This is a genomic window from Micromonospora sp. NPDC049047 (genome assembly GCF_040649135.1).
Lineage (GTDB): Bacteria > Actinomycetota > Actinomycetes > Mycobacteriales > Micromonosporaceae > Micromonospora.
The window spans coordinates 84985-105585 of sequence record NZ_JBEZEY010000026.1; the positions used below are offsets into that span (position 1 = coordinate 84985).

Genomic DNA, 20601 nt, shown 5'->3' on the forward strand with positions numbered 1-20601 from the left:
TGCGTGAGGTGCTGTCGTCCGCCGCCTGACCCGCGGCGGACGACAGCTACCTGACGGAGCTCAGCCCAGCGGGCCGACCTCCCGTTCGATGGCGGCACGCAGCTCCGGGCCGGCGACCACGGCACGGGCCGCCTCCATCACGGGGGCGAGGAACACGTCCGGGCCGGGCTCACCGGCCGCGCCGCCGAGCGCGGCGACGGCCGCCCGGCCGGCCGGGGACGGCTCCAGCGGAGCACGCAGTTGCAGACCGCGCACGCCGGCCAGCAGCTCCACCGCCAGCAGGCTGGTGAGGTTGTCAAGCACGGTGCGCAGCTTCTTCGCCGCCGCCCAGCCCATCGAGACGTGGTCCTCCTGCATGCCGCTGGTGGGCAGTGAGTCCACCGAGGCCGGGGCGGCCAGCCGACGGTTCTCGGCGACGATCCCGGCCGCCGTGTACTGGGCGATCATCAGCCCGGAGTTGACTCCGGCGTCGGGGGAGAGGAACGCCGGCAGCTCGCGGGAGCGGGTGACGTCGAGCAGCCGGTCCACCCGCCGCTCGGCGATCGCGCCCACCTCGGCGGCGGCGATGGCGAGGAAGTCCGCGGCGAAGCCGAGCGGTGCGCCGTGGAAGTTACCTGTCGACTCGACCCGCCCGTCCGGCAGCACCACCGGGTTGTCCACAACGGACACCAGCTCCCGGCCCGCGACCGTACGGACGAAGTCCAGGGTGTCGCGGGCGGCGCCGGCCACCTGCGGGGCGCACCGCATCGAGTACGCGTCCTGCACGGCGTGCGCCAGGTCGTCGCGGTGCGAATCCATCACCCGGGAGTCCTGCAACAGCCGGTGGATGTTCGCCGCCGACGCCGCCTGACCGGGATGCGGCCGGATGGCGTGCAGCTCGGGCAGGAACGGCCGCTCGGAGCCGAGCATCGCCTCGATGGCCAGCGCGGCCGTCACGTCGGCCATGGCGAACAGGTGCGCCGCGTCGTGGCTGGCCAGCAGCAGCATGCCGAGCATGCCGTCGGTGCCGTTGATCAGCGCCAGCCCCTCCTTGGCGGCCAGCTCGATCGGCTTGAGCCCGGCGGCGGTGAGCGCGTCGGCCGCGTCCTGCCGCTCGCCGGTCGGGCCGAGCACCCAACCCTCGCCGAGCAGCACCAGCGCGCAGTGCGCAAGCGGCGCCAGGTCACCGGAGGCGCCGAGCGAGCCGTGCTCCGGCACCCACGGGGTGATGTCGTGATTGAGCAGGTCGACAAGGGCCTCCGCGACGAGCGGCCGGACCCCGGAGCGACCCAGCGCGAGGGACCGGACCCGCAGCAGCATCATGGCCCGGACCACCTCGCGTGGCATCGGGGCACCCACCCCGGCGGCGTGCGAGCGGATCAGCGCGTGTTGCAGCTCGGCCCGCCGCTGCGGGGCGATGAAGGTGTTGGCGAGCGCCCCGAACCCGGTGGAGACCCCGTAGACGGGCCGGCCCGACGACTCGATGCCGTCCACGATGGCCCGGCTGGTCGCCATCGCCTCGATGGTGGCCGGGGCCAGGACGACAGTGGCGGTGCCGCGAGCCACCGCCAGCACGTCGTCCGCGGTGATCCCGGTGGGGTGGATTGTCACGTTCGTCATTGCGGAACTCCGTTGCGTATTACCTGGCGGATCAGGGGTACCCCGGGCCGGTAGGCCAGGTGCAGGTGAGACGGCGCGTCCAGGATCACGAGATCGGCCCGCGCGCCGGGGGTGAGCACGCCGATGTCGTCGCGACGCAGGGCCCGCCCGCCGCCGGCGGTCGCGGCCCAGACCGCCTCCGCCGGGGTCATCCGCATCTCGCGGACCGCCAGGGCCACACAGAACGCCATCGACGAGGTGTACGACGAGCCGGGGTTGCAGTCCGTCGCCAGCGCGACTGTGACACCGGCGTCGAGCAGCCGGCGGGCGTCCGGGTACGGCGAGCGGGTGGAGAACTCGGCGCCGGGAAGCAGGGTCGCGACTGTGGTGGTGTGCGGGCCCTCGTGGCACATGCAGACGACCTGACTCGACGCGAGCGCGTCGATGTCGGCGTCGGACAGGTGGGTGCAGTGGTCCACGCTGGCCGCGCCCAGCTCCACGCCGAGCTGTACGCCCGGCCCGGGGCCGAGCTGGTTGGCGTGCACCCGCACACCGAGCCCGAGGGCCTGCCCGCAGGCCAGGATGGCCCGGGCGTGGTCCACGTCGAAGGCACCCCGCTCACAGAACACGTCGATCCACTTCGCGTGCGGAGCGGCGGCGGCCAGCATCGGCCCGCAGAGCAGTCCGACGTAGTCGTCCGGACGGTCGGCGTACTCGGCCGGCACCACGTGCGCGCCGAGAAAGGTGGTTTCCTCGGTGACCTCGGCGGCGATCCGCAACGAGCGGGCCTCGTCGGCGACGGTCAGCCCGTACCCACTTTTGATCTCCATGGTGGTGGTGCCCTGGCGCAGCGCCTCCCCGCGCAGCCGGCGCACTGTGGCCCGCAGCTCGTCGTCGCTGGCGGCCCGGGTCGCGCGGACGGTGGTGCGGATGCCGCCGCCGGTGTAGGGCTCACCGGCCATGCGGGCGGCGAACTCGGCCGACCGATCCCCGGCGAAGACCAGGTGGGCGTGGCTGTCCACGAAGCCGGGCAGCACGGCGGCCCCACCCGCGTCGAGCCTCCGGTCGGCGGCCGGCGCGGTCGCGGACGACCCGACCCAGGCCACCCGGCCCTCCTCGACAAGCACCGCGGCGTCGCGGCGGATGCCCAGCGGGCGCGTGCCGGGGCCGTTGGTGACCAGTTCCCCGATGTTGTCGACGAGCAGGCTGCCGCTCACGCGGGGCCTCCTTCCGTTCGCGACTGCGGGGCTCGCAGAATCGGCTCATTCCTCGCGTTCACCGGGTTGTCACCGCCTCGATCGCGGCGGCCAACTCGGCCGGCACGTCCACGCTCAGGTGCTGGCCCTCGGCCACCACCACCCGACCGTCCACGAGCACGTGCTCGACGTCCCCGGCGGTGGCCGCGAAGAACGCCCCCACCGCTGGCACCCCGGCGGTGCGGGGGGTGTCCAGCCGTACCGTCACCAGGTCCGCGCGGGCGCCGACGGCGATCCGGCCGGCGTCGGCCCAGCCCAGCGCGGCGTGCCCGCTGACGCTGGCCGCGGTCAGCAGGTCGACCGGCGCGAAGTGGCCTCGCCGGCGGGTACGCAGTCGCTCGTCCAACTCCACAGCGCGGGCCTCCTCGAACAGGTCGATGACGGCATGGCTGTCGCTGCCCAGGCTCAGCCGGATCCCCGCGTCGGCCATCCGGCGGGCCGGGCCGATCCCGTCGGCGAGGTCCCGCTCGGTGGTCGGGCAGAGGCACACCCCGGTCCGGCTGTCGCCGAGCACTGTCAGGTCGGCACTGGTCGGGTGGGTGGCGTGCACGGCGGTGCTGTCCGGCCCGAGCACGCCGTGCTCGGCGAGCAGCGCGGTGGGCGTGCGCCCGTGCACCGCTCGGCACTCGTCGTTCTCGGCGGGCTGCTCGGAGAGGTGCACGTGCAGCGGTGCCCGCCGCTCCCGGGCCCAGTCGGCGACGGTGCGGAGCTGGTCGGCCGGCACCGCCCGTACCGAGTGCACGGCCGCGCCGACCCGGACGTGGGCGTCCGCCGGCTGGAACGCCGCCGCCCGCTCGGCCCAGCGGGCCGCGTCGCCGTCACCGAAACGGCGCTGTGGCCCGGTCAGGGCCTGACCGTCCACGCTTGCGGTCAGGTAGCAGGCGTCCAGCAGGGTGAGCCGGATCCCGGCGTGCGCGGCGGCCTCCACCAGCGCCGCGCCCATCGCGTTCGGGTCGTCGTAGGCGCCGCCGTCGGGCCGGTGGTGCAGGTAGTGGAACTCGCCCACGCAGGTGATCCCGGCCAGCGCCATCTCGGCGTAGACGGCCCGCGCCAGGGCGAGGTAGGTGTCCGGGTCCAGCCGGTCGGCCACGGCGTACATCTGGTTCCGCCAGGTCCAGAAGTCGCCCCGACCGCCGTGGGTGCGCCCGCGCAGCGCCCGGTGGAAGGCGTGCGAGTGCACGTTGGCCAGGCCGGGCAGGGTCAGCCCGGGCAGCCGGGTGGCGTCGGCGTGCACCTCGACCCCGGCTGGCGGTTGACTGCCGGGGGTCAGCGGCGTCACCGCGCTGATCCGGCCGTCCTCGACCTCGATCAGCACGTCGGGGGTCGGTTCGGCGTGCTGAGGCAGCCACGCGTACTCGGCGAGCCAGCGGGTCGCGGTCATGCTCCTCGCCTCCTTTGGAGCTGAATCGTTTGCGACATCAACCGCGACGCGGGCCGCGATAGTGGCGCTGGCATCGGCCGCACCGGCCACGACGTCTGCGTCTGCCGCTGCGTCTGCCGCTGCCGCTGCCGCTGCGTCTGCCGCTGGGTCGATGGCGGGGTTGGGTTTGATGCGTTTGCGACATCAGCTCCAAAGGACGTCACCACCAGGTGTCGACCCCGGCTGGGCCGGAGGCCTGGCGGCCGGAACCCTGGCGGCCGGAACCCTGGCGGCCGGAACCGCCGCAGATCCGTGCCGTCCGTCGACCGGCTCGCCACCTCGTTCAGTGGCATGTCAGCTCCCGCAGCACGCTGGCCAGCGCCCGCACCCCGGCGGCGCAGTCGTCGTCGGTGGCCGCCTCGGCGGGGGAGTGCGACACCCCGCTCGGGTTGCGGACGAACAGCATCGCGGTGGGCAGGTGCGCGGCGAGCACTCCGGCGTCGTGCCCCGCGCCGGTGGGCAGCACCGGTGCGGCCAGCAGCGCGGCCAGCCGTTGGGCAAGCCCGCCGTCGAAGGCGACGAGTGGCGTCGCCGACTCCTCGGTGACGGTCACCGCCGTACCGTCGCGACGGGCCCGCTCGGCGAGCTTGCCCCACACCGCCTCGACCAGACCGGACAGCGTCTGCTCGTCGGCGGCCCGCGCGTCCAGCCAACCGGTCACCTTCGACGGGATCGCGTTGGTGGCGTTGGGTTCTACGGCGACCCGTCCCACTGTCGCGTGCGCGCCGCGCAGCCGGGCCTCCTTGTTGGCCGCCAGCACCGTGAAGGCGTAGGTGAGCATCGGGTCGCGGCGGTCGGCCATCCCTGTCGTACCCGCGTGGTTGCCCTCGCCGGCCACGTCGAAGCGCCACCGGCCGTGCGGCCAGATCGCGCTGGCCACCGCGACCGGCGCGGCCGTGTCGATGAGCGCCCGGCCCTGCTCGACGTGCAACTCCACGAAGGCGCCGAACCGGCCCAGCAGCTCCGGGCGGGCGCCCGCCGGCTGCCCGCCGAACGCCTCGGCGAAGCTCACCCCGGCCGCGTCCCGCAGGCCGGCAGCGCGCTCGGGCGACAGCGCCCCGGTGAGCAGCCGCGACCCCAGGCACGGTACGCCGAAACGCGCCCCCTCCTCCTCCACGAAGGCGGCCACGACAAGCGGCCGGTCCGGGGCCACCCCGGCGGCCCGCAGCTCGTCCACGGCGAGGAACGCGCTGACGATGCCGAGCGGCCCGTCGTACGCCCCGCCGTGCGGCACCGAGTCGAAGTGGCTGCCGGTCAGCACTGCGTCGGAGCCCTCCGGGTCACCCCAGTGGGCGAAGAGGTTGCCGTTGCCGTCCTCGGTGACCGGCATCGCACGCCGCTCGGCCTGCCCCCGGAACCAGGCACGCAGCTTCTGCTCCGGCTCGGTGAACGCGTACCGCAGGTAGCCGCCGCTGTGGGCGTCCCGCCCGATCGGCGCGATCTCGTCCCACAGGGCCCGGAACCGGGCGGAGAGGTCGTCGGTCACGAGTCGACGCCCTCAGCCATCGGGATGCGGACGCCGGTGCGCTCGGCCACCTCGCGGGCGCTGTCGTAGCCGGCATCGACGTGCCGGATCACGCCCATCGCCGGGTCGTTGGTGAGCACCCGCTCGATCTTCTGACCGGCCAGCGGGGTGCCGTCGGCGACGCAGACCTGACCGGCGTGGATCGACCGGCCGATGCCCACGCCACCGCCGTGGTGGATGGACACCCAGGACGCGCCGCTGGCGGTGTTGACCAGCGCGTTGAGCAGCGGCCAGTCGGCGATCGCGTCGGAGCCGTCTGCCATGCCCTCGGTTTCCCGGTACGGGCTGGCGACGCTGCCGGTGTCCAGATGGTCCCGGCCGATCACCACCGGCGCGGAGAGTTCACCGGAGGCGACCATGTCGTTGAACCGCACCCCCGCCCGGTCCCGTTCGCCCTGGCCGAGCCAGCAGATCCGCGCCGGCAGACCCTGGAAGGCGACCCGCTCACCGGCCAGCCTGATCCACCGGGCCAGCGACTCGTTCTCCGGGAACAGCTCCAGGATGGCCCGGTCGGTGGCCGCGATGTCGGCCGGGTCGCCGGAGAGCGCCGCCCACCGGAACGGACCCTTGCCCTCGCAGAACAACGGCCTGATGTACGCGGGCACGAAGCCGGGGAAGTCGAAGGCGCGCTGGTAGCCGCCGAGCTGCGCCTCACTCCGGATCGAGTTGCCGTAGTCGAACACCTCGGCTCCAGCGTCCAGGAAGCCGACCATCGCCTCGACGTGCGCGGCCATCGACGCCCGGGCCCGGTCGGTGAACTCGGCAGGCTTCGCGGCGGCGTAGTCCCGGGCGTCGGCCAGCTCGACCCCCACCGGCAGGTACGCCAACGGGTCGTGCGCACTGGTCTGGTCGGTCACGACGTCGATCTCGACGCCCCAGCGGAGCAGCTCGGGGAAGACCTCGGCGGCGTTGCCGACCACACCGACGCTCAGCGCCCGCCGCTCCCGCTTCGCCGCGCGGACCCGTGCGATCGCGTCGTCCAGGGAGTCGGCGACCTCGTCGAGGTAGCGGTCGTGCACGCGACGGTCCAGGCGGGTGCGGTCCACGTCCACGATCAGGCAGACACCGCCGTTCATGGTGACGGCGAGGGGCTGCGCGCCGCCCATCCCACCACAGCCGGCGGTCAGCGTCAGAGTGCCGGCCAGTGTGCTGCCGCTCTGCCCCTGCCCGTCGCCGCGGGCGTCGGCGAGTTTGGCGGCCACCGCGGAGAACGTCTCGTAGGTGCCCTGGAGGATGCCCTGGGTGCCGATGTAGATCCACGAACCGGCGGTCATCTGCCCGTACATGGTCAGGCCGAGCTGTTCGAGGCGGCGGAACTCGGGCCAGGTCGCCCAGTCACCGACCAGGTTGGAGTTGGCCAGCAGCACCCGGGGGGCCCACTCGTGGGTGCGCATCACCCCGACCGGGCGGCCCGACTGCACCAGCATCGTCTCGTCCTCGCGCAGGTCGGTGAGCGTGCGGACCAACGCGTGGTACGACGGCCAGTCCCGGGCCGCCTTGCCGGTGCCGCCGTAGACGACCAGGTCGTCGGGGCGCTCGGCCACCTCCGGGTCGAGGTTGTTCATCAACATCCGCAGGGCGGCTTCCTGCTGCCACCCGCGGGCGGTGAGCTGGCTGCCCCGTGCGGCACGGACGGGCTGGGTCATCTCGGGTCTCCTCCGGTCATCCGCGGAACAACTGTCGGCGGGCCGCGGAGGCCTCGAACGCCTCCAGTCGGCGTTGGGTGTCGGCCGGTGCCGCGTCGCAGATCGCCTGTAACAACACCATGGCCAGCGTCATCGGGGCGGTGTGCAGGTCGAAGACGAGCTGCGCGCCGACCGCCGCCGGCAGCACCACGTGGGCGTACTCGGTGGCCGGGCTGACCGGTGAGTCGGTGATCGCCACCACTGTCAGCCCGGCCTCGCGGGCGTCGCGGAGCGCGTCCAGTGTCTCCCGGGGGTAGCGGGGCAGGACGAAGGCGAGCACTGCGGACGCGCCGGCCTCGGCGGCCTGCTCCAGCCGGTCGGTGAGCAGGCTGCCGCCGTCGTCGAGCACCCGGACGTCCGGGTGCACCTTCGCCGCGAAGTACGCGAAGTACGCGGCGAGCGGTGCGGCGGCGCGTAGGCCGAGCACCGGTAGGGGTCGGCTCCGGGCCAGCAACCGTCCGGTCTCGGCGATCCGGTCCCGGTCGGCGAGTTGGCCGGCCAGCCGGTCCAGGTTGCCCATCTCCGCGCGTACCGCCTGCTGTAGCTCGTTGCCGGCGTCCGTCGACCCGCCCGGCGTCGCGGTGGTGAGGTGGCGCAGCCGGCGGCGCAGCGCCGGGTAGCCGTCGTGGCCGAGCGCGACGGCGAACCGGGTGACCGACGGCTGGCTGACCCCGGCCAGCTCGGCGACCTCGGCGGCGGACAGGTACGCCACGGCGGGCGCGTGTTGCACGAGGCAGTGCGCGATTCGGCGCTGGGTGGGCGTCAGCCGCACCCCGTCGAACAGGTCGAGCAGTTCGGTGCCCTGCGCACCACTTTCATTCACAGGCCGACTCTATGCATCAAATCTTTCACCTGGCAAGGCGGCGTCCGACGCCGTTCCGGCACGCTTGCGCGCCGTCCGGAGGGTGGTCGAGAGCACGTCCTGACGGGGCAGTCCGCGTTCAGAGGTGATCGGTAGTATCCGCTCGGCGAAACGACCGAGGAGCGCACATGCAGCCGGAAAATCCCTACAGGTTCACCCGTGTGCTCGGCGGGTCTCTGGTGGGAAAGGCGTGGTCCGCCGTCGACGGGCAGGAACGACCCGCGACTGTCATCCTGCTCGACGGGCCGGCGGCGGCTGACCCACGCTGGCGGGAGGCGTTCGCCCAGGCCGTCAGGATGTTGTCCGAGGCACCCGGCGGTCACCCCTACGCGGATGCCGACCTGTCCTCGACGAACCCGTGGGCGGCGTACGAGGGCGACCAGCCGGACGTGCCGGAGCGCCTGTTCGGGCTCCTGCAGCAGGACTACCGGGCTGACGACGCCACAATGCCGCTCGGTGCCTCCGTGACCCCGGTCAGCGGCACCCCCGTGTCGACCGGCGGCCCGGGGCAGGCCCCGACGGGCGGCGACGTCTCCGGCGCGCTTGCGGAGCCGACCCAGCAGGTCGCCCTGTACGCGCAGGCACCGTGGGCCGGGCCGTCGTCCCAGCCGGTCTCGGCGGCACCCTCGTCCGGCGTGCCGGTCCCGCTCGACCGGGAACCGTTCGGGATGTCCGGCCGGCGGATCGCACCGGTCCAGGTCGTCCGGAGAGGCGTGAGCTGGATCTGGCTCGTCGTCGGCGGGTTGGCGCTCACCCTCGTCGCCGGTGTCGCGGGGTACGCCCTCGGTGGACGTGGCGACTCGGACGAGCCGCCGCCCCCCGCAACCGCCTCCCTCCCGCCCTATCAGGCGACCCAGCTCTCCATCAACAAGTCGAAGTTCACCGGCGAGTTGGCGCAGATGGGCGACCTCTGGTTGGCCGAGGTCAGCGGCTGCGTGGTCTACGGTCGCGGCGGCCCCGCACTGCCGGAGAACGAGGAGGGCCACGTCTTCTGCCCCAACGGCGCACTGCAGGTGCACTTTTCGCTGTTCCGGGAAGAAGCCCTGAAGATCGCGGCGCGAGCGCAGCGTGAAGAACTCGGCCGCACTGCCAACGCGTTCGCCCCCGGAGTCCGGGAGGCGACCCGCACGACGGGCGGCGTGACGGGTGTGCCTGGTAGCTACGTCGAGTACGGCTTCCTGTTCGAGGGCCAGGCATACTGCGGTGTCTGGTGGGACCGGGACGACTCCAACGCCGTAATGGTTCTCGAGACTCCCTGCATGGTCGGCATCGCGGGCAACTGGGACGCGCTGCGCGACATGTGGCGTCGGCACAGCTGAGGCTCTGGCACAACTACTACCTGGTCGGCCTGGGCGTTGCGAACGGCCCAGGAGCGCCGCCGCGCTGACTACGGGGTCTTGCGCCGAGGAGGCAGCACGGGCTCCTGCAGCTGACCGCGCAATGCCCTCACCCCTTGAACAGAATGGTACTGATGAACGACATCACTGGTCTCCGTGGCCGGGCCACCCGCGCCGGCGGGAGATTCGTCCGTAGCATCTGGCTCTTCCCGGCTCTGTTGACTGTCGCGTTGCTGGGGCTGACGGCTTTGCAAATCAACGGGTCCTCAATGGGCATGGTCCACAACATGCTGTACGGCGCACAGCAGGACCCGGCCCTCCTGTTCAACAGTCCGCAGGGGATCCGGTCAGACGAGTGGAACGTCAACACTCAAATGACCGTCGCCCAGGACGCGGCCGGTTACCCCCAGATCAACCCGAACATGGGGGAGGAAGGCGAGGATGTCTCCCTGGTCAGGGACGTCCCGTACAAGGAGTGGTCGGTCGCCTTCAAGCCGCACAACCTGGCTTTTCTGGTGCTGCCGTTCGACTTTGCTTTCGCCTTCAAATGGTGGCTGATGGGCTATCTGCTCATCCTGAGTTGTTATTTCTTCGTGCTGGCTCTGATGCCCAGGCAACGATGGTTTGCCGCCGGGCTCTCCCTGGCGCTGTTCTTCAGTCCGTTCGTTCAGTGGTGGTACCAGTACGTGACGTTGTCGTCGATGTACTACGCCCTGTTCGCAGCTACGGTGCTGATTCTTCTGGTGCGTTCGAAACGGCTGCTCGTCACAGTTGCCTGGGGGGCGCTCCTGGCCTATCTGCTCACCTGCTTCGCGCTCGTGCTCTACCCGCCGTTCCAGATCGCCTGCGTCCTGGCGGTGACGCCGTTCGCCATCGGCTACCTGATCGAGCAGGGCCGTGTACTACAGCGCCGACTGCTGCTGCGGCAGCTGAGTATCGTCGCCGCATCGCTTGCGGTTGCGGGTGCCGTGATCGGTGCGTTTATCGCGACCCGGCTGACCGTCATCGACACCATGCAGAGCACGGTCTATCCGGGAAAGCGTGTCGTGGAGAGCGGTGGTTTCGATCTGCTGCACCTGTTCTCCGGGCACACCAGCTTCGGATTGCAGTTCGCCGAGAAGGCCGAGCTCTACCAGGTCATGGACAATCAGAGCGAGAACTCCAATTTCCTGCTCGTATTCCCGTACCTGGTAGTGCCCAGCATGATCCTGCTGTACCTGTTGTACCGCGCCCAGCGGGCCATTGACTGGCCGCTGCTGCTCGCCAGTCTCACGCTTCTAGGCGCATTGGTCTGGCTGTCCGTCCCCCATCTGGACCTTGTCGGCAAGATCCTGTTCCTCAACCTGGTGCCGCACGCGCGGTTGCTCGTCGGCATCGGTCTGCTCAGTGTCATCGGGGTGGTGCTGGTCGTCCGTCGGCTGCAGGACGAGCGATCGACCAAGCCGGGTTTCAAGGTCGTCGTCGGATACGCCCTCGTCGTCCTGCTCGTTCAGGTGCTGCTCAGCCTGCACGTGCAGCGGGCATTTCCCGGCTTCATGCAGTCGCGCGGCTTCCTCTTGTCGATCATCCCGGTTCCGCTGGTCGTGTATCTGCTGCTTCGTCAGCGTTTCACCTGGGCCGCATCCGTCCTGCTGGCCTTCTCGATTGCCATGACGGTGTTCATCCATCCGCTCTACCGCGGCACCGCAGCACTGACCCGCACGCCGCTGGCGGAGTCGATCCGAACCATCCATGCCGAAGACCCCGGCGCCGCCTGGGTGACCGATGTGGGAGGCATTCAGAGCTTCGCCTCGATGAGCGGCGCCCGCTCGTTGTCCGGCGTCTACGCCTATCCTCAGCTGGATCTCTGGCGGACCGCAGACGAGCAGGGCGAGCAGGACGCGGTCTACAACCGTTACGCCCACGTCTGGTTCGTGTTCGATCGGGACCCCGCCCGCGACTCACCGACTACCTTCGAGCTGCCGACGCCCGACCATTTCGAGGTCGCCACCGAACCGTGCGGCAGCTTCCTCCAGCAGCATCAGGTCCGGTACCTGGTGACAGCGACGGCGCTCAACGAGCCGTGTCTGGAACTTCGCGAGACAGTCCGCTATCCGGCTGCCACATTCCTCATCTACAAGATCCGGTAAGCCCGCCCGAAGGCGGAGATTCGCCCGGATGCATCATCGATATCTGGACGAATCTCCGCCTTGCCGAACCGCCGCTGGTCCCCACCCGGGCTTGACCAGAAGCCTTTTACCCACGCCCTGGCGCGCGGTGAATCTTCGGTGCCGGGTTGGTCACCTCTTGCTGATCAGCAGGACCGGTTCCACACCATCGGTAACCTGCTCGACCCGGTAGTCGGCGAACACCTTCTGCCAGTCCTCCGTCTCCCACATCACGTGGGTTCGGATCAGCCATACGCGCCCGCCACCCCGCTGTGATGCCAATGCCAGCGCCTCATCGATCTTGGCGTGTATGAGTGCGATGTCGTGGTGGGGAATCACGATGACGTCGGACCGGGTGGGCATTTCGACCTGCCAGCCGACGGTGTTGTCGGCTGGTGCGACAAGCTTGACCTTGTCGGACCGCGAGTAGTACGCGAAGCCGTACCACGCCAGGTCGTTCATGACGATGGCATCGTTGGACGACCGATGGCTGTTCACGTATTCGGTCGCCGAACGGATGTCCGTCACGCCGATAGCGGTGAAGTAGAACCCCGGGTCGTTACCGTCGAACCGGTACCAGCGGCCGTTGTTGATGCCGAAGATCATGAGCAGGACGGCGCAGATCGCCGCGGTAAGGACTGTCGACGGCACGCGAGGAACCCCGCGGGCAACGAGCGCGGCCATCCCGTAAGCCAGTCCGGCGACACCGAGGCCGGCGACCGCAGCCGTCGCGACGAGCAGGAAGTGCGAGGTACGCAGCTCCAGTAGCGGATAGAACTTGCCGACCCCCAGCGTTGTCACCGCCACCGGCAGCAGAAGCACCGCGATCGCCGACGCGGGGCGGCCCTGCCAGGCGAGGGTGACGACACCAGCGATGAACAGCCCGCCGACGACCAGAGCGGACGCGCCAAGCATTGGGGCCAGGTCGTCGATCTGCCGGCTGAGGTAGCCGGGCAACTCGGTCAGGGTCGGGAAACTACCGACCCAGAATTCCCGCATCGCGTCATTGTTGCCCCGCGCGGAGATACCGAAGTAGACGGCGACGATGACAGTCATCGCGCCGAGCCCTGCCACCACGACGTCCCGGAGCCGCGCCCACTGGCGTTGCAGCGCGGTGACCAGCAACAACCCGCCGAACACGGCGGGGGTGGCGATGGCGGTAACGTGGCTGACGAATATGCCTGTGGCGGCCACGGCCGCAACCACGCCAAGCCGTCTCCGCGACCAGGTCTGCTCGGTCCAAGCGCCCAGAGCGAGCAGGGCCACCGTGACGGCGGCATCCGCTGTGTACTGCTTGAGGTCGTGACGGACCTGCTGCGCCGGCAGGAGCAGGACCGCCATGGCACAGACGAAGCCTGCGACAATTCCGAGCCACCGAGTCGGCCACCGCAGCAACCGCCCGAGCCCGTACGCGGCGACGACACCCAGGCAGAGGAAAGCAAGCGGCACCACACGTAGGTAGTCGGCGTCCGGCACCAGCCGCAGCAGAAGGGTCCACCCGATCGGGGTGGACGCGGTCGTCACCGGCAGGTCGCCGAGCGGGAGCCGGACCGAGAGCGCCACCCACGCCTCGTCGAGCCAGTACGACGCCGTGAGCATCGTCTTGACGTCGTGGACCACCGCGACGAGGGCCAGCAATACGCCAATGGCGATCCAGTCCGCGGAGGTGGGGCGGCGCCTGGTTGTCGGCGCCGCTGGGACGTCCGATGGGGTCACGTTCTCAAGTACGACTTGTCCGACCACGCCATTTTCCATCCAGAGTGCGAAACGACCATGCTTTCCCCCGACGACATCGTCGATGGGTGCGAATTGCGGTGTCGACCGGGCCTGCCGTGCCGGTCGAGGTGGAGCAGGGTGCCGTCAGCTGGCCCCTGCTTGACGACCCGGCGTGGGCAGCGACTCACCCGTGCGTCGTTGCGTGGGCACCGGGGCACCGATCAGGCGTGCCGCCTGCGGGTTGCGCCGGGAGGCCGACGGCAACCCGATGACGAATTCAGGGAACAGACTGAAGAAGGTCTTGGCGCTCTGCAGTTCCAGAGTGTGGGCACGCGACCACTGGAACGAGTTCGTCGCACGGGCCCAGTGGTGGGTCCACCGCACGTCGCCGAGCAGCACCACGGGCATGTCGTGCCGCCACGCCCGCAGACCGAGCTCGTGGTCCTCGTAGTAGAGGAAGAACTGCTCGTTCCATCCGCCCATGGCGATGAAGTCGGCGGTGCGGACGGCGATTGCGGCACCCATGGCCCAGGCGACGTAGACCGCTTCACCGGGGTTCGCCACCACCCGGTAGGTCGCGTGCATCCGGGACAGCGGCCAGATCTTCCGATTGCCCAGTTTGGCGGTGGCGTAGGGGAAACCGCGCCCGTTGGGCTGGGGAGTGCCGTCAGTCGCGAGCAGTTGAGGAGCCACCAGACCGCCGTGGACGTCGAGGTGCCGCTTGAGCACGTCGAGACCGTCCGGGTCGATCTCAAGATCGGGGTTGGCGAATACCACGTATTCGCCCGCCGCCTGGCGCACGCCGACGTTGTTGGCCTTCGAGAAGCCGACGTTCTCCGGCAGGCGAATGACCCGGGCACCCAACTCCTCCGCCACCGCGACCGAGTCGTCGGAGGAGGCGTTGTCGACGACGATCCACTCGTAGGGCTTGGCTCCCCGCCAGCACCTGCGGAGCGTGTCCGCCGAGTTGTAGGTGACCGTCACGACACTCCACTGGTGTCCTGCCATCATGCTCTCCGAACTGTCAGGTAGCTGTACAGGGACGCGAAGCCGAATCGCTTGCCGTTCCACTGCCGTCGGGCGGCCGGGCTCTCCAGCAGGCCACGTCCGACGCCACGGAGGAACGGCCACAGCAGGCCTTGACGGACACGTCGGGCGGCGAGCGCGAGGTGCGCCAGGGCCAGTACCGGCATGGCGAGGAGCATCAGCGGCCAGGTGAAGACCCGGGCCGCGACCAGAAGTCGGTTTCGGGCCAGCAGGAAGGCACGAAAGCCTTGGAGCTTGTTGTCGCCCTCGACGCTGTGCCCACCCGCGTGGGGGAGCACGAGATCGAGCGCGCGGGTCCGGTATCCCGATGCGTAGAGACGGTAAGCCAGGTCAGCGTCCTCGCCCCAGGCGAATAGATGCTCGTAGAACCCCCCGAACTGGTGGAACAGTTCGGTCGGGAAGACGGCGGCGCCCCCCGACGGACCCAGTGGTCCCCGCGCTGCGGTGGCGGTCCTGTCGATGAAGAGCGAGACCGGATTGACGTCGATGCCGATGTACTCCCCACCGTGCATGGCCAGACCAACCGCGATCGGTGTGCCGGGGTCCTCGGCGATGGCGGCGCACACACGCGCAAGCGCGTCATCGGGCAGCCACACGTCTGGGTTGAGTAGCAGCACATGGTTCGTCCTCGCGGCCGCGACCGCGCGGTTGCAGCCCGCCGCGAACCCCGGATTCGAGGAGTCGGGAAGGTACTCGTACCGCTCTTCGTCCAGCCAACCGGCAACAACCTTCTCGCAGCCGTCCTCGGGCCAGTTGTCGGCGAAGATGAACCGCACCGGAAGGCCCTCGGCGCTGCGTACCCAGGTAGGCAGCGTCTGGGTCAACATGTCGCTCGAACGGTAGAGAACGGTGACGACTGTCAGCGCTTCATCCACTCTGGGATCCACCTCATCGGTTTGCTAAGCAGGTAAAGGGCAACGAGGCCAGGGGCGAGAGCCAGCCAGAAGGGTTGCACCACGGGATACAACTCGTAGACACCAAAAGTCGCGAAGTAGATCACGAACGCCCGGGTCAGTTGGTGGGCAGGGCTTGACGTGTATGTCAGCCGCCGATCGACGACCCCGACGCAGAAGCCCAACGCTGAGAGAAAGAGCACCGCGCCGATCGGCCCATAGTCGAGCAGAGGTATGGCCACGAACGTTGCGGTGTTCATGTAGAACGGTTTGCTCAGGCGCGCGGTGATCTTGTAGATGTCAGCCGGACCGAGCAGGCGATCGCCCAACGAACCCGTGAAGGTCAAGGTGTATCGGCCCCAGGTCGGCGGGTGCTGCTCGCGCACCTGCCACAACCGACCGAAGGTCTCGACGGAACTGCTCAGCGACAGGTCCAGCGACCCGACACTGGCATACAACGGGCTGGCGCCATATTGCGCTCGGAACTGGTCCTCGAACTGCCCGGTGCCGGCCAGCGTCCGTTGGCCGCCGAGGAAGACTGCCGCACCCATTGCGACAGCTCCGATCACGAGCACCACGAGCGACACCCGCAGCCGGTTCTTCCGGCTGATGGTCGCCGATCGGCGCACCGAGAGAGCGGCGACCAGCGGCGGCACGATTCCCAGTAGAACGGAGTTCTTGCTCGCGCCCAGCGCCGCGCCGAACGCGAAGATAACGACGAAGACGACGTAGGTCCACCGTCCCTCCGCCTTCCCGGTTAGCGCGCGAAGCAGCGAGATCGCCAAGCCAATCCCCCAGAACTCCGAGAACAGCCCGGTGATGAGGTTGGAGCGCAGCCGTACCGCCTCGCGCGCGGCGTCCGGGTTGTCGGCAAACAGCGGCGGTACCTCACCGCGGAACTTCAACGCCGCACCGATGAGAGAGAGCAGAAGGAGAAAGAGTACGAAGGCCCGGAGCCGACTTTCGGCGGGCCAGCGCAGTTCGGCCCGAGCCGACTCGACACCCGCTCGGTCCATCGGCGGACGCGTCGTCACGGCTGGCATGACGACGGTGTCTGCGGACCCCGTCGTGACGGCTGGCATGACGACGGTGTCTGCGGACCCCGTCGCGACGGCTGGCATGACGACGGTGACCGCGGACCCCGTCGCGACGGCCGGCATGACGACGGTGTTCTCGGTCACCGTCGACTGTTCCGGGCGACGCTTGTTGGCTGCCAGTCGACGGCCGAAATACCAGGCGGCGAGGAACCAGGCCGCGTAGATCCCCAAGATCGGCACTGCGGCGCGACCGGCCGGAGAGTCGTACGGCCCCGGAATGGTGAGGACGGCGAGGAAGACAAAGCCCCAGGCGGCCGTGCATATGGCGAGCCACGTGTGAGCACGGAAGATCAGGGCCGCCACGGCGAGGAAGGCGGCGGCGACGCCGAACTCGGTGTCCCAGAGGAAGACCGCCACGACAATGACGGCCGCCACCACCCAGGGCACCAGGGTCCGGTAAAGGGTGGGGCTGCTGGTCCTGGTTGTTGTGGTCACAGAAGAGACCTGTACAAGCTCTGCCACCGCTCGACACACCGATCGAAGGCATACTCCTGGGCGTACCACTCGGCCACCTGCTGCCCCTCGTCGACGGCACGGCGGCCGAGGGCGTCCCGGATGGCGCCGGCGAGCGCGGCGGGCGCGAGGTCCGCCTGGAACGCCAGGGTGCCGGTGGCGTGGCGGGTGACCTCGGCCAGGCCGCCGGCCCCGGTGTGCACCACAGGTACGCCGAGGGACAGCGCCTCCAGGGCGCTGAGCCCGAACGACTCGACCCGGGACGGCACCACGAGGCAGTCGATCTCCTGGAGGAAGTCCGCGGCGACGACCCGGCCGACGAGGTCGAGGTTGGGCCGGGGGTCGAGCACCATCGAGCCCGCCCCGGCGACCTTGAAGTCCACCTCCGGGAGGAGAGCGGCGATCTCGGGCAGGAGGTCGGCCCCCTTCTCCTTCTCCAGCCGGCCGAGATAGCCGACCACCGGCCGTCGACCCGGCTCCGGCGTGAGTGCCGGCTTCGGGCTGGGCCAGGTGGCCGGCAGCGGGTTCGGGATCAGGTGGATGTTCTTGACACCGCCACGGTCGCGCAGCTCGGCGGCCTCGAACTCGGAGACCGCCACCGTCGCGTGGGGACGGGCCCGACGCATGGCCAGGTCCAGCGTGATGTTGGACTGGATGAGCGCCTTCTGCTGGAACGTCCCGGCGGTGTCCCGGTACTGCCAGAGGCTGTTGTGCAGGGTGACGACGAGCGGGGTCCGCCGGCGTTCCATGCTCAATGCCGCCCGGCAGTGCATGGCGGCGGACAGCAGGTGCGCGCAGACCACGTCTGGTTGCACCTCGTTGACCAGGCGGCGGATCTCCCGCGCGTACGCGAGGTCGATCCGACTTGTCGCGCTGAGCCCGATCCACGGCACCCCGGCCTCGCGCAGCGCGTGGCCGACCTCGTCGTCCGAGGTGGCGGCGATGACCTCCAGGCCCGTTCGGGCATGCGCCGGGATGATCTCGGTCAGGATGCGCTCGGCACCACCGAGTTGCCGCCGTCCGGAGCCACCCGTGGTGCAGACGAACAACACCTTCACGAGGTACGCAGCCCCTCAACGGCGCCCTTGGCGATGGCGCGGCGAACGGGGTTCGCGCCCACCGCGGCGCGCAGCAGCACCCCGCCCACGTACGCCGTCGTGGCGATGCGGCCGCGTCGGCCACCCATGTCCTTGCTCGCCCGGATGAACTCGCGGGTGCGGCGCTCGGAGATCTCCTCCTCGGACCAGCGCCGCTTCGCGGTCGCGTCGTCCTCGTGCATGATCACGGCCTCCGGCACGTACGCCAGTCGCAGGCCCTGCTGACGGACGGCCCAGCAGAGCCGCATGTCCTCGGAGTAGAAGAACGAGGTCTCGTCGACGCCGCCGATGGCGTCGAAGGTGCTCCGGCGCATGGCCACGAAGGGGCCGGTCAGCCAGTCCGCCTTCTCCGGCGGCGCGACGATCCGCAGGTTCGGCAGCACGAAGCTCAGCCCGGTGGCGTGCGCGAGACCCACGCCCAGGCCCAGGAAGCGACCGCCCTCCGTCTGCGACACCCCCGACGGGGTGACCACGCCCGGGAAGGCAGCGCCCACCTTCGGGTCCTCGAGGGCGGTCAGCAGCCGGGTCACGGCGTCTTCGTGCACGATGATGTCGTTGTTGGAGAGGATCACGTTCGCCCGGCTGGTGTGGCGCACGCCGAGGTTCATCCCCCGCGCGTAACCGAGGTTCGAGCCGGACTGGACATACGTGACACCCTGCTCGGCGCAGAACGCGCTCAGCGACTCCTGGATGTGCATCGAGCTGCCGTTGTCGACGACAACGATCTCCGCTTCCGCCGGCAGCGACAGGACGCAGGCGCGGGTGCGCTCGAAATCCTCCCAGGCGAGAACAACAATCGAGACATCCATGTCAAACCGTCCCATGATTCGGCGACTGCGCTCGTCGCAGGCTTGCTCTGGAGGCGAAGGCGTGTACGGCGTAGGCGAGCGTCGAGGCGACCGCCGCCCCGATCACACCCGCCCACGGGATGATCGCAAAGTATGCGGGAATCGCGAAGCCGAGGGTGATCAGTGCGACCACCGTGGTGGCCCGCTCGCCCCGCCTCTTCAGCAGCAGGGCGCTCCAGCTCTTGCCGGCCGCGGTGGCCAGCGAGCCGGGCAGCAGAACGAGGCCGAGGATCCAGGCGTACCGGTATTCCGGCTGGAGGTAGCCGAGCACACCGAGCCCGAGGACGGCGGCCAGCGCGACCGGCAGCGCGGCGGTGACCACCGCTCGGGTGGGGTCGGGGCCGCCGTCACCGTCGCGGCTGGCCAGGATGCGCTGCGCCCGGACGACGGCACCCGCCTGTGCGAACTCGAGCGCGGCGACCGCCAGCGCGTACACGCCGAGTGGGCCGGCGCCGACGAACCTGGCCACCAGGATCTGGTTGAACCGCAGCGTCATCATCTGGGCGAAGATCCCCAGGTGCAGGTTGCCGACGGCGACCAGGTCGGAGCGGTAGTCCAGCGCGGTCGCCTCCGGCCGTGGTGCGGGCCCGATCCGGCGGAGCATCCGCAGCACCAGGGCGCACACGGACAGCGCGCTGACCCACTGGACGACCAGCCACACCATGCTCCACAGGCCGCCGTCCAGGTGACCGGCGAAGTACAGCGCCACGTAGCCACCGACCAGAACCGCCCCGCTCGCCGCGCGCATCGCGTAGACGACCAGGAAGCTCTTCTGGCGCAGCGCGATCGACGAGACGGTGTTGAAGATCGTCAGACCGGCCGCCGAACCCATGCCGACCAGGTAGCTGCCGATCCCGGCCACCGTGGTGAGCACTGCGGCGGCGACGATGGAGAGGAGGACCGAGGCCCCCAGCATGGCGAGGACCCAGGGGCGTCCCCGGGAGAAGACCCAGCCGCCCGGACGGGACAGCAGGAAGGTGTCCAGGGACAGGCCGCCGACGGCGGCACCGAGGGTCGCGCTGACCATGTTCGCGGACAGTTCACCGCGCTCCGCGGGTGGCAGGGCCACCGACAGCACCGCCGCCAGCCCGGTCAGGCCGAGCGCGCCGATGTAGAGCCGTTCGGGTGCGAAGAGCTGCCGCAACAGCCCCAGTGCACGGCGGCCGGGCGATGGTTTCGTGCCGGGACCCGACGATGGCCGAGCAGTATTGACCAGCGACACGCCGTTCACTCGCCCCCCATAGATGCGATACGTGCGGGCACGACGAGTCGTACTTCGCTGGCACTTTCTACCCGAAGGCAGCTACACCTGCAATCGCCCGGGCGGCCCTAACCGATAATGCCGAAACACCTGCCGTCGCCGCCAGTCGGCCGGCGTAGACTCTCGGACCCGTGAGGATCCTCGTCACCGGCGGAGCCGGATTCATCGGGTCGGAGTACGTTCGCCTGCTGCTGGGCAAGCCCCTCGGCAGCGCCGAGGGCGTGCCGCCACTCGAGCCGGCGGTCGTGACCGTGCTCGACAAGCTGACCTACTCGGGCAACCTGGCCAACCTCGACCCCGTCCGCGACGACCCCCGACTACGGTTCGTCCAGGGCGACATCTGCGACCCGGCCATCGTCGACGAGGTCGTCGCCGACCA

Annotated in this window: 16 protein-coding genes; 3 read left to right on the plus strand and 13 right to left on the minus strand. The window is 70.1% G+C overall.

Annotated features, from left to right (window positions below; genetic code table 11):
- Window positions 1-60 precede the first annotated feature (60 nt).
- From hutH to AB0B86_RS29180, 6 genes are all read right to left on the minus strand, one after another.
- A complete protein-coding gene (hutH, locus tag AB0B86_RS29155) occupies window positions 61-1599 on the minus strand; it encodes a histidine ammonia-lyase (protein ID WP_357404976.1) in 1539 nt (512 codons plus the stop codon).
- Window positions 1596-2795 carry an imidazolonepropionase gene (gene hutI, locus AB0B86_RS29160; protein WP_357404974.1) on the minus strand — a complete coding sequence of 400 codons (1200 nt, stop codon included), beginning with the start codon at window positions 2793-2795 and terminating at the stop codon, window positions 1596-1598. Before hutI ends, hutH begins: the two co-directional genes overlap by 4 nt.
- 58 nt (window positions 2796-2853) lie before the next feature.
- Window positions 2854-4215 (minus strand): formimidoylglutamate deiminase, encoded by a 1362-nt coding sequence (locus AB0B86_RS29165; protein ID WP_357420220.1) that lies wholly within the window; start codon window positions 4213-4215, stop codon window positions 2854-2856.
- A 322-nt stretch (window positions 4216-4537) separates the two neighbouring features.
- Window positions 4538-5740 (minus strand): allantoate amidohydrolase, encoded by a 1203-nt coding sequence (locus tag AB0B86_RS29170; RefSeq protein ID WP_357404970.1) that lies wholly within the window; start codon window positions 5738-5740, stop codon window positions 4538-4540.
- Window positions 5737-7425, minus strand: coding sequence for a urocanate hydratase (gene hutU / locus AB0B86_RS29175; RefSeq protein WP_357404968.1), 1689 nt, complete (start codon window positions 7423-7425; stop codon window positions 5737-5739). Before hutU ends, AB0B86_RS29170 begins: the two co-directional genes overlap by 4 nt.
- A 16-nt stretch (window positions 7426-7441) precedes the next feature.
- A complete protein-coding gene (locus tag AB0B86_RS29180; RefSeq protein WP_357404966.1) occupies window positions 7442-8287 on the minus strand; it encodes a MurR/RpiR family transcriptional regulator in 846 nt (281 codons plus the stop codon).
- 167 nt (window positions 8288-8454) lie between these two features.
- Between AB0B86_RS29180 and AB0B86_RS29185 the strand changes: the two genes are divergently transcribed.
- Window positions 8455-9645 carry a hypothetical protein gene (locus tag AB0B86_RS29185; RefSeq protein ID WP_357404964.1) on the plus strand — a complete coding sequence of 397 codons (1191 nt, stop codon included), beginning with the start codon at window positions 8455-8457 and terminating at the stop codon, window positions 9643-9645.
- Window positions 9646-9797: 152 nt separating this feature from the next.
- A complete protein-coding gene (locus AB0B86_RS29190; RefSeq protein WP_357404962.1) occupies window positions 9798-11792 on the plus strand; it encodes a hypothetical protein in 1995 nt (664 codons plus the stop codon).
- A gap of 150 nt (window positions 11793-11942) precedes the next feature.
- Here the strand turns inward: AB0B86_RS29190 and AB0B86_RS29195 are convergent, their stop codons facing one another.
- From AB0B86_RS29195 to AB0B86_RS29225, 7 genes are all read right to left on the minus strand, one after another.
- Window positions 11943-13448 carry a hypothetical protein gene (locus AB0B86_RS29195; protein WP_357404960.1) on the minus strand — a complete coding sequence of 502 codons (1506 nt, stop codon included), beginning with the start codon at window positions 13446-13448 and terminating at the stop codon, window positions 11943-11945.
- 222 nt (window positions 13449-13670) lie between these two features.
- On the minus strand, window positions 13671-14537 hold the full coding sequence (locus tag AB0B86_RS29200) for a glycosyltransferase family 2 protein (RefSeq protein WP_357404958.1): 867 nt from the start codon (window positions 14535-14537) through the stop codon (window positions 13671-13673).
- Window positions 14534-15448 carry a glycosyltransferase gene (locus AB0B86_RS29205; protein ID WP_357404956.1) on the minus strand — a complete coding sequence of 305 codons (915 nt, stop codon included), beginning with the start codon at window positions 15446-15448 and terminating at the stop codon, window positions 14534-14536. Before AB0B86_RS29205 ends, AB0B86_RS29200 begins: the two co-directional genes overlap by 4 nt.
- The gene (locus AB0B86_RS29210; protein ID WP_357404954.1) at window positions 15433-16998 is read right to left on the minus strand and encodes an O-antigen polymerase; all 1566 of its coding nucleotides are present in this window, start codon (window positions 16996-16998) and stop codon (window positions 15433-15435) included. The genes AB0B86_RS29205 and AB0B86_RS29210 overlap by 16 nt, the downstream gene beginning before the upstream one ends.
- Window positions 16995-18074, minus strand: a complete 1080-nt coding sequence (locus AB0B86_RS29215) for a glycosyltransferase family 4 protein (RefSeq protein WP_357420221.1) — start codon at window positions 18072-18074, stop codon at window positions 16995-16997. Before AB0B86_RS29215 ends, AB0B86_RS29210 begins: the two co-directional genes overlap by 4 nt.
- Window positions 18071-18922, minus strand: a complete 852-nt coding sequence (locus tag AB0B86_RS29220; RefSeq protein ID WP_357404950.1) for a glycosyltransferase family 2 protein — start codon at window positions 18920-18922, stop codon at window positions 18071-18073. Before AB0B86_RS29220 ends, AB0B86_RS29215 begins: the two co-directional genes overlap by 4 nt.
- Before the next feature lies 1 nt (window position 18923).
- On the minus strand, window positions 18924-20105 hold the full coding sequence (locus AB0B86_RS29225) for a hypothetical protein (protein WP_357404948.1): 1182 nt from the start codon (window positions 20103-20105) through the stop codon (window positions 18924-18926).
- 248 nt (window positions 20106-20353) lie between these two features.
- Here AB0B86_RS29225 and AB0B86_RS29230 point away from each other — a divergent pair.
- On the plus strand, window positions 20354-20601 hold a 248-nt coding region (locus AB0B86_RS29230), incomplete at its 3' end, for an NAD-dependent epimerase/dehydratase family protein (RefSeq protein WP_357404946.1).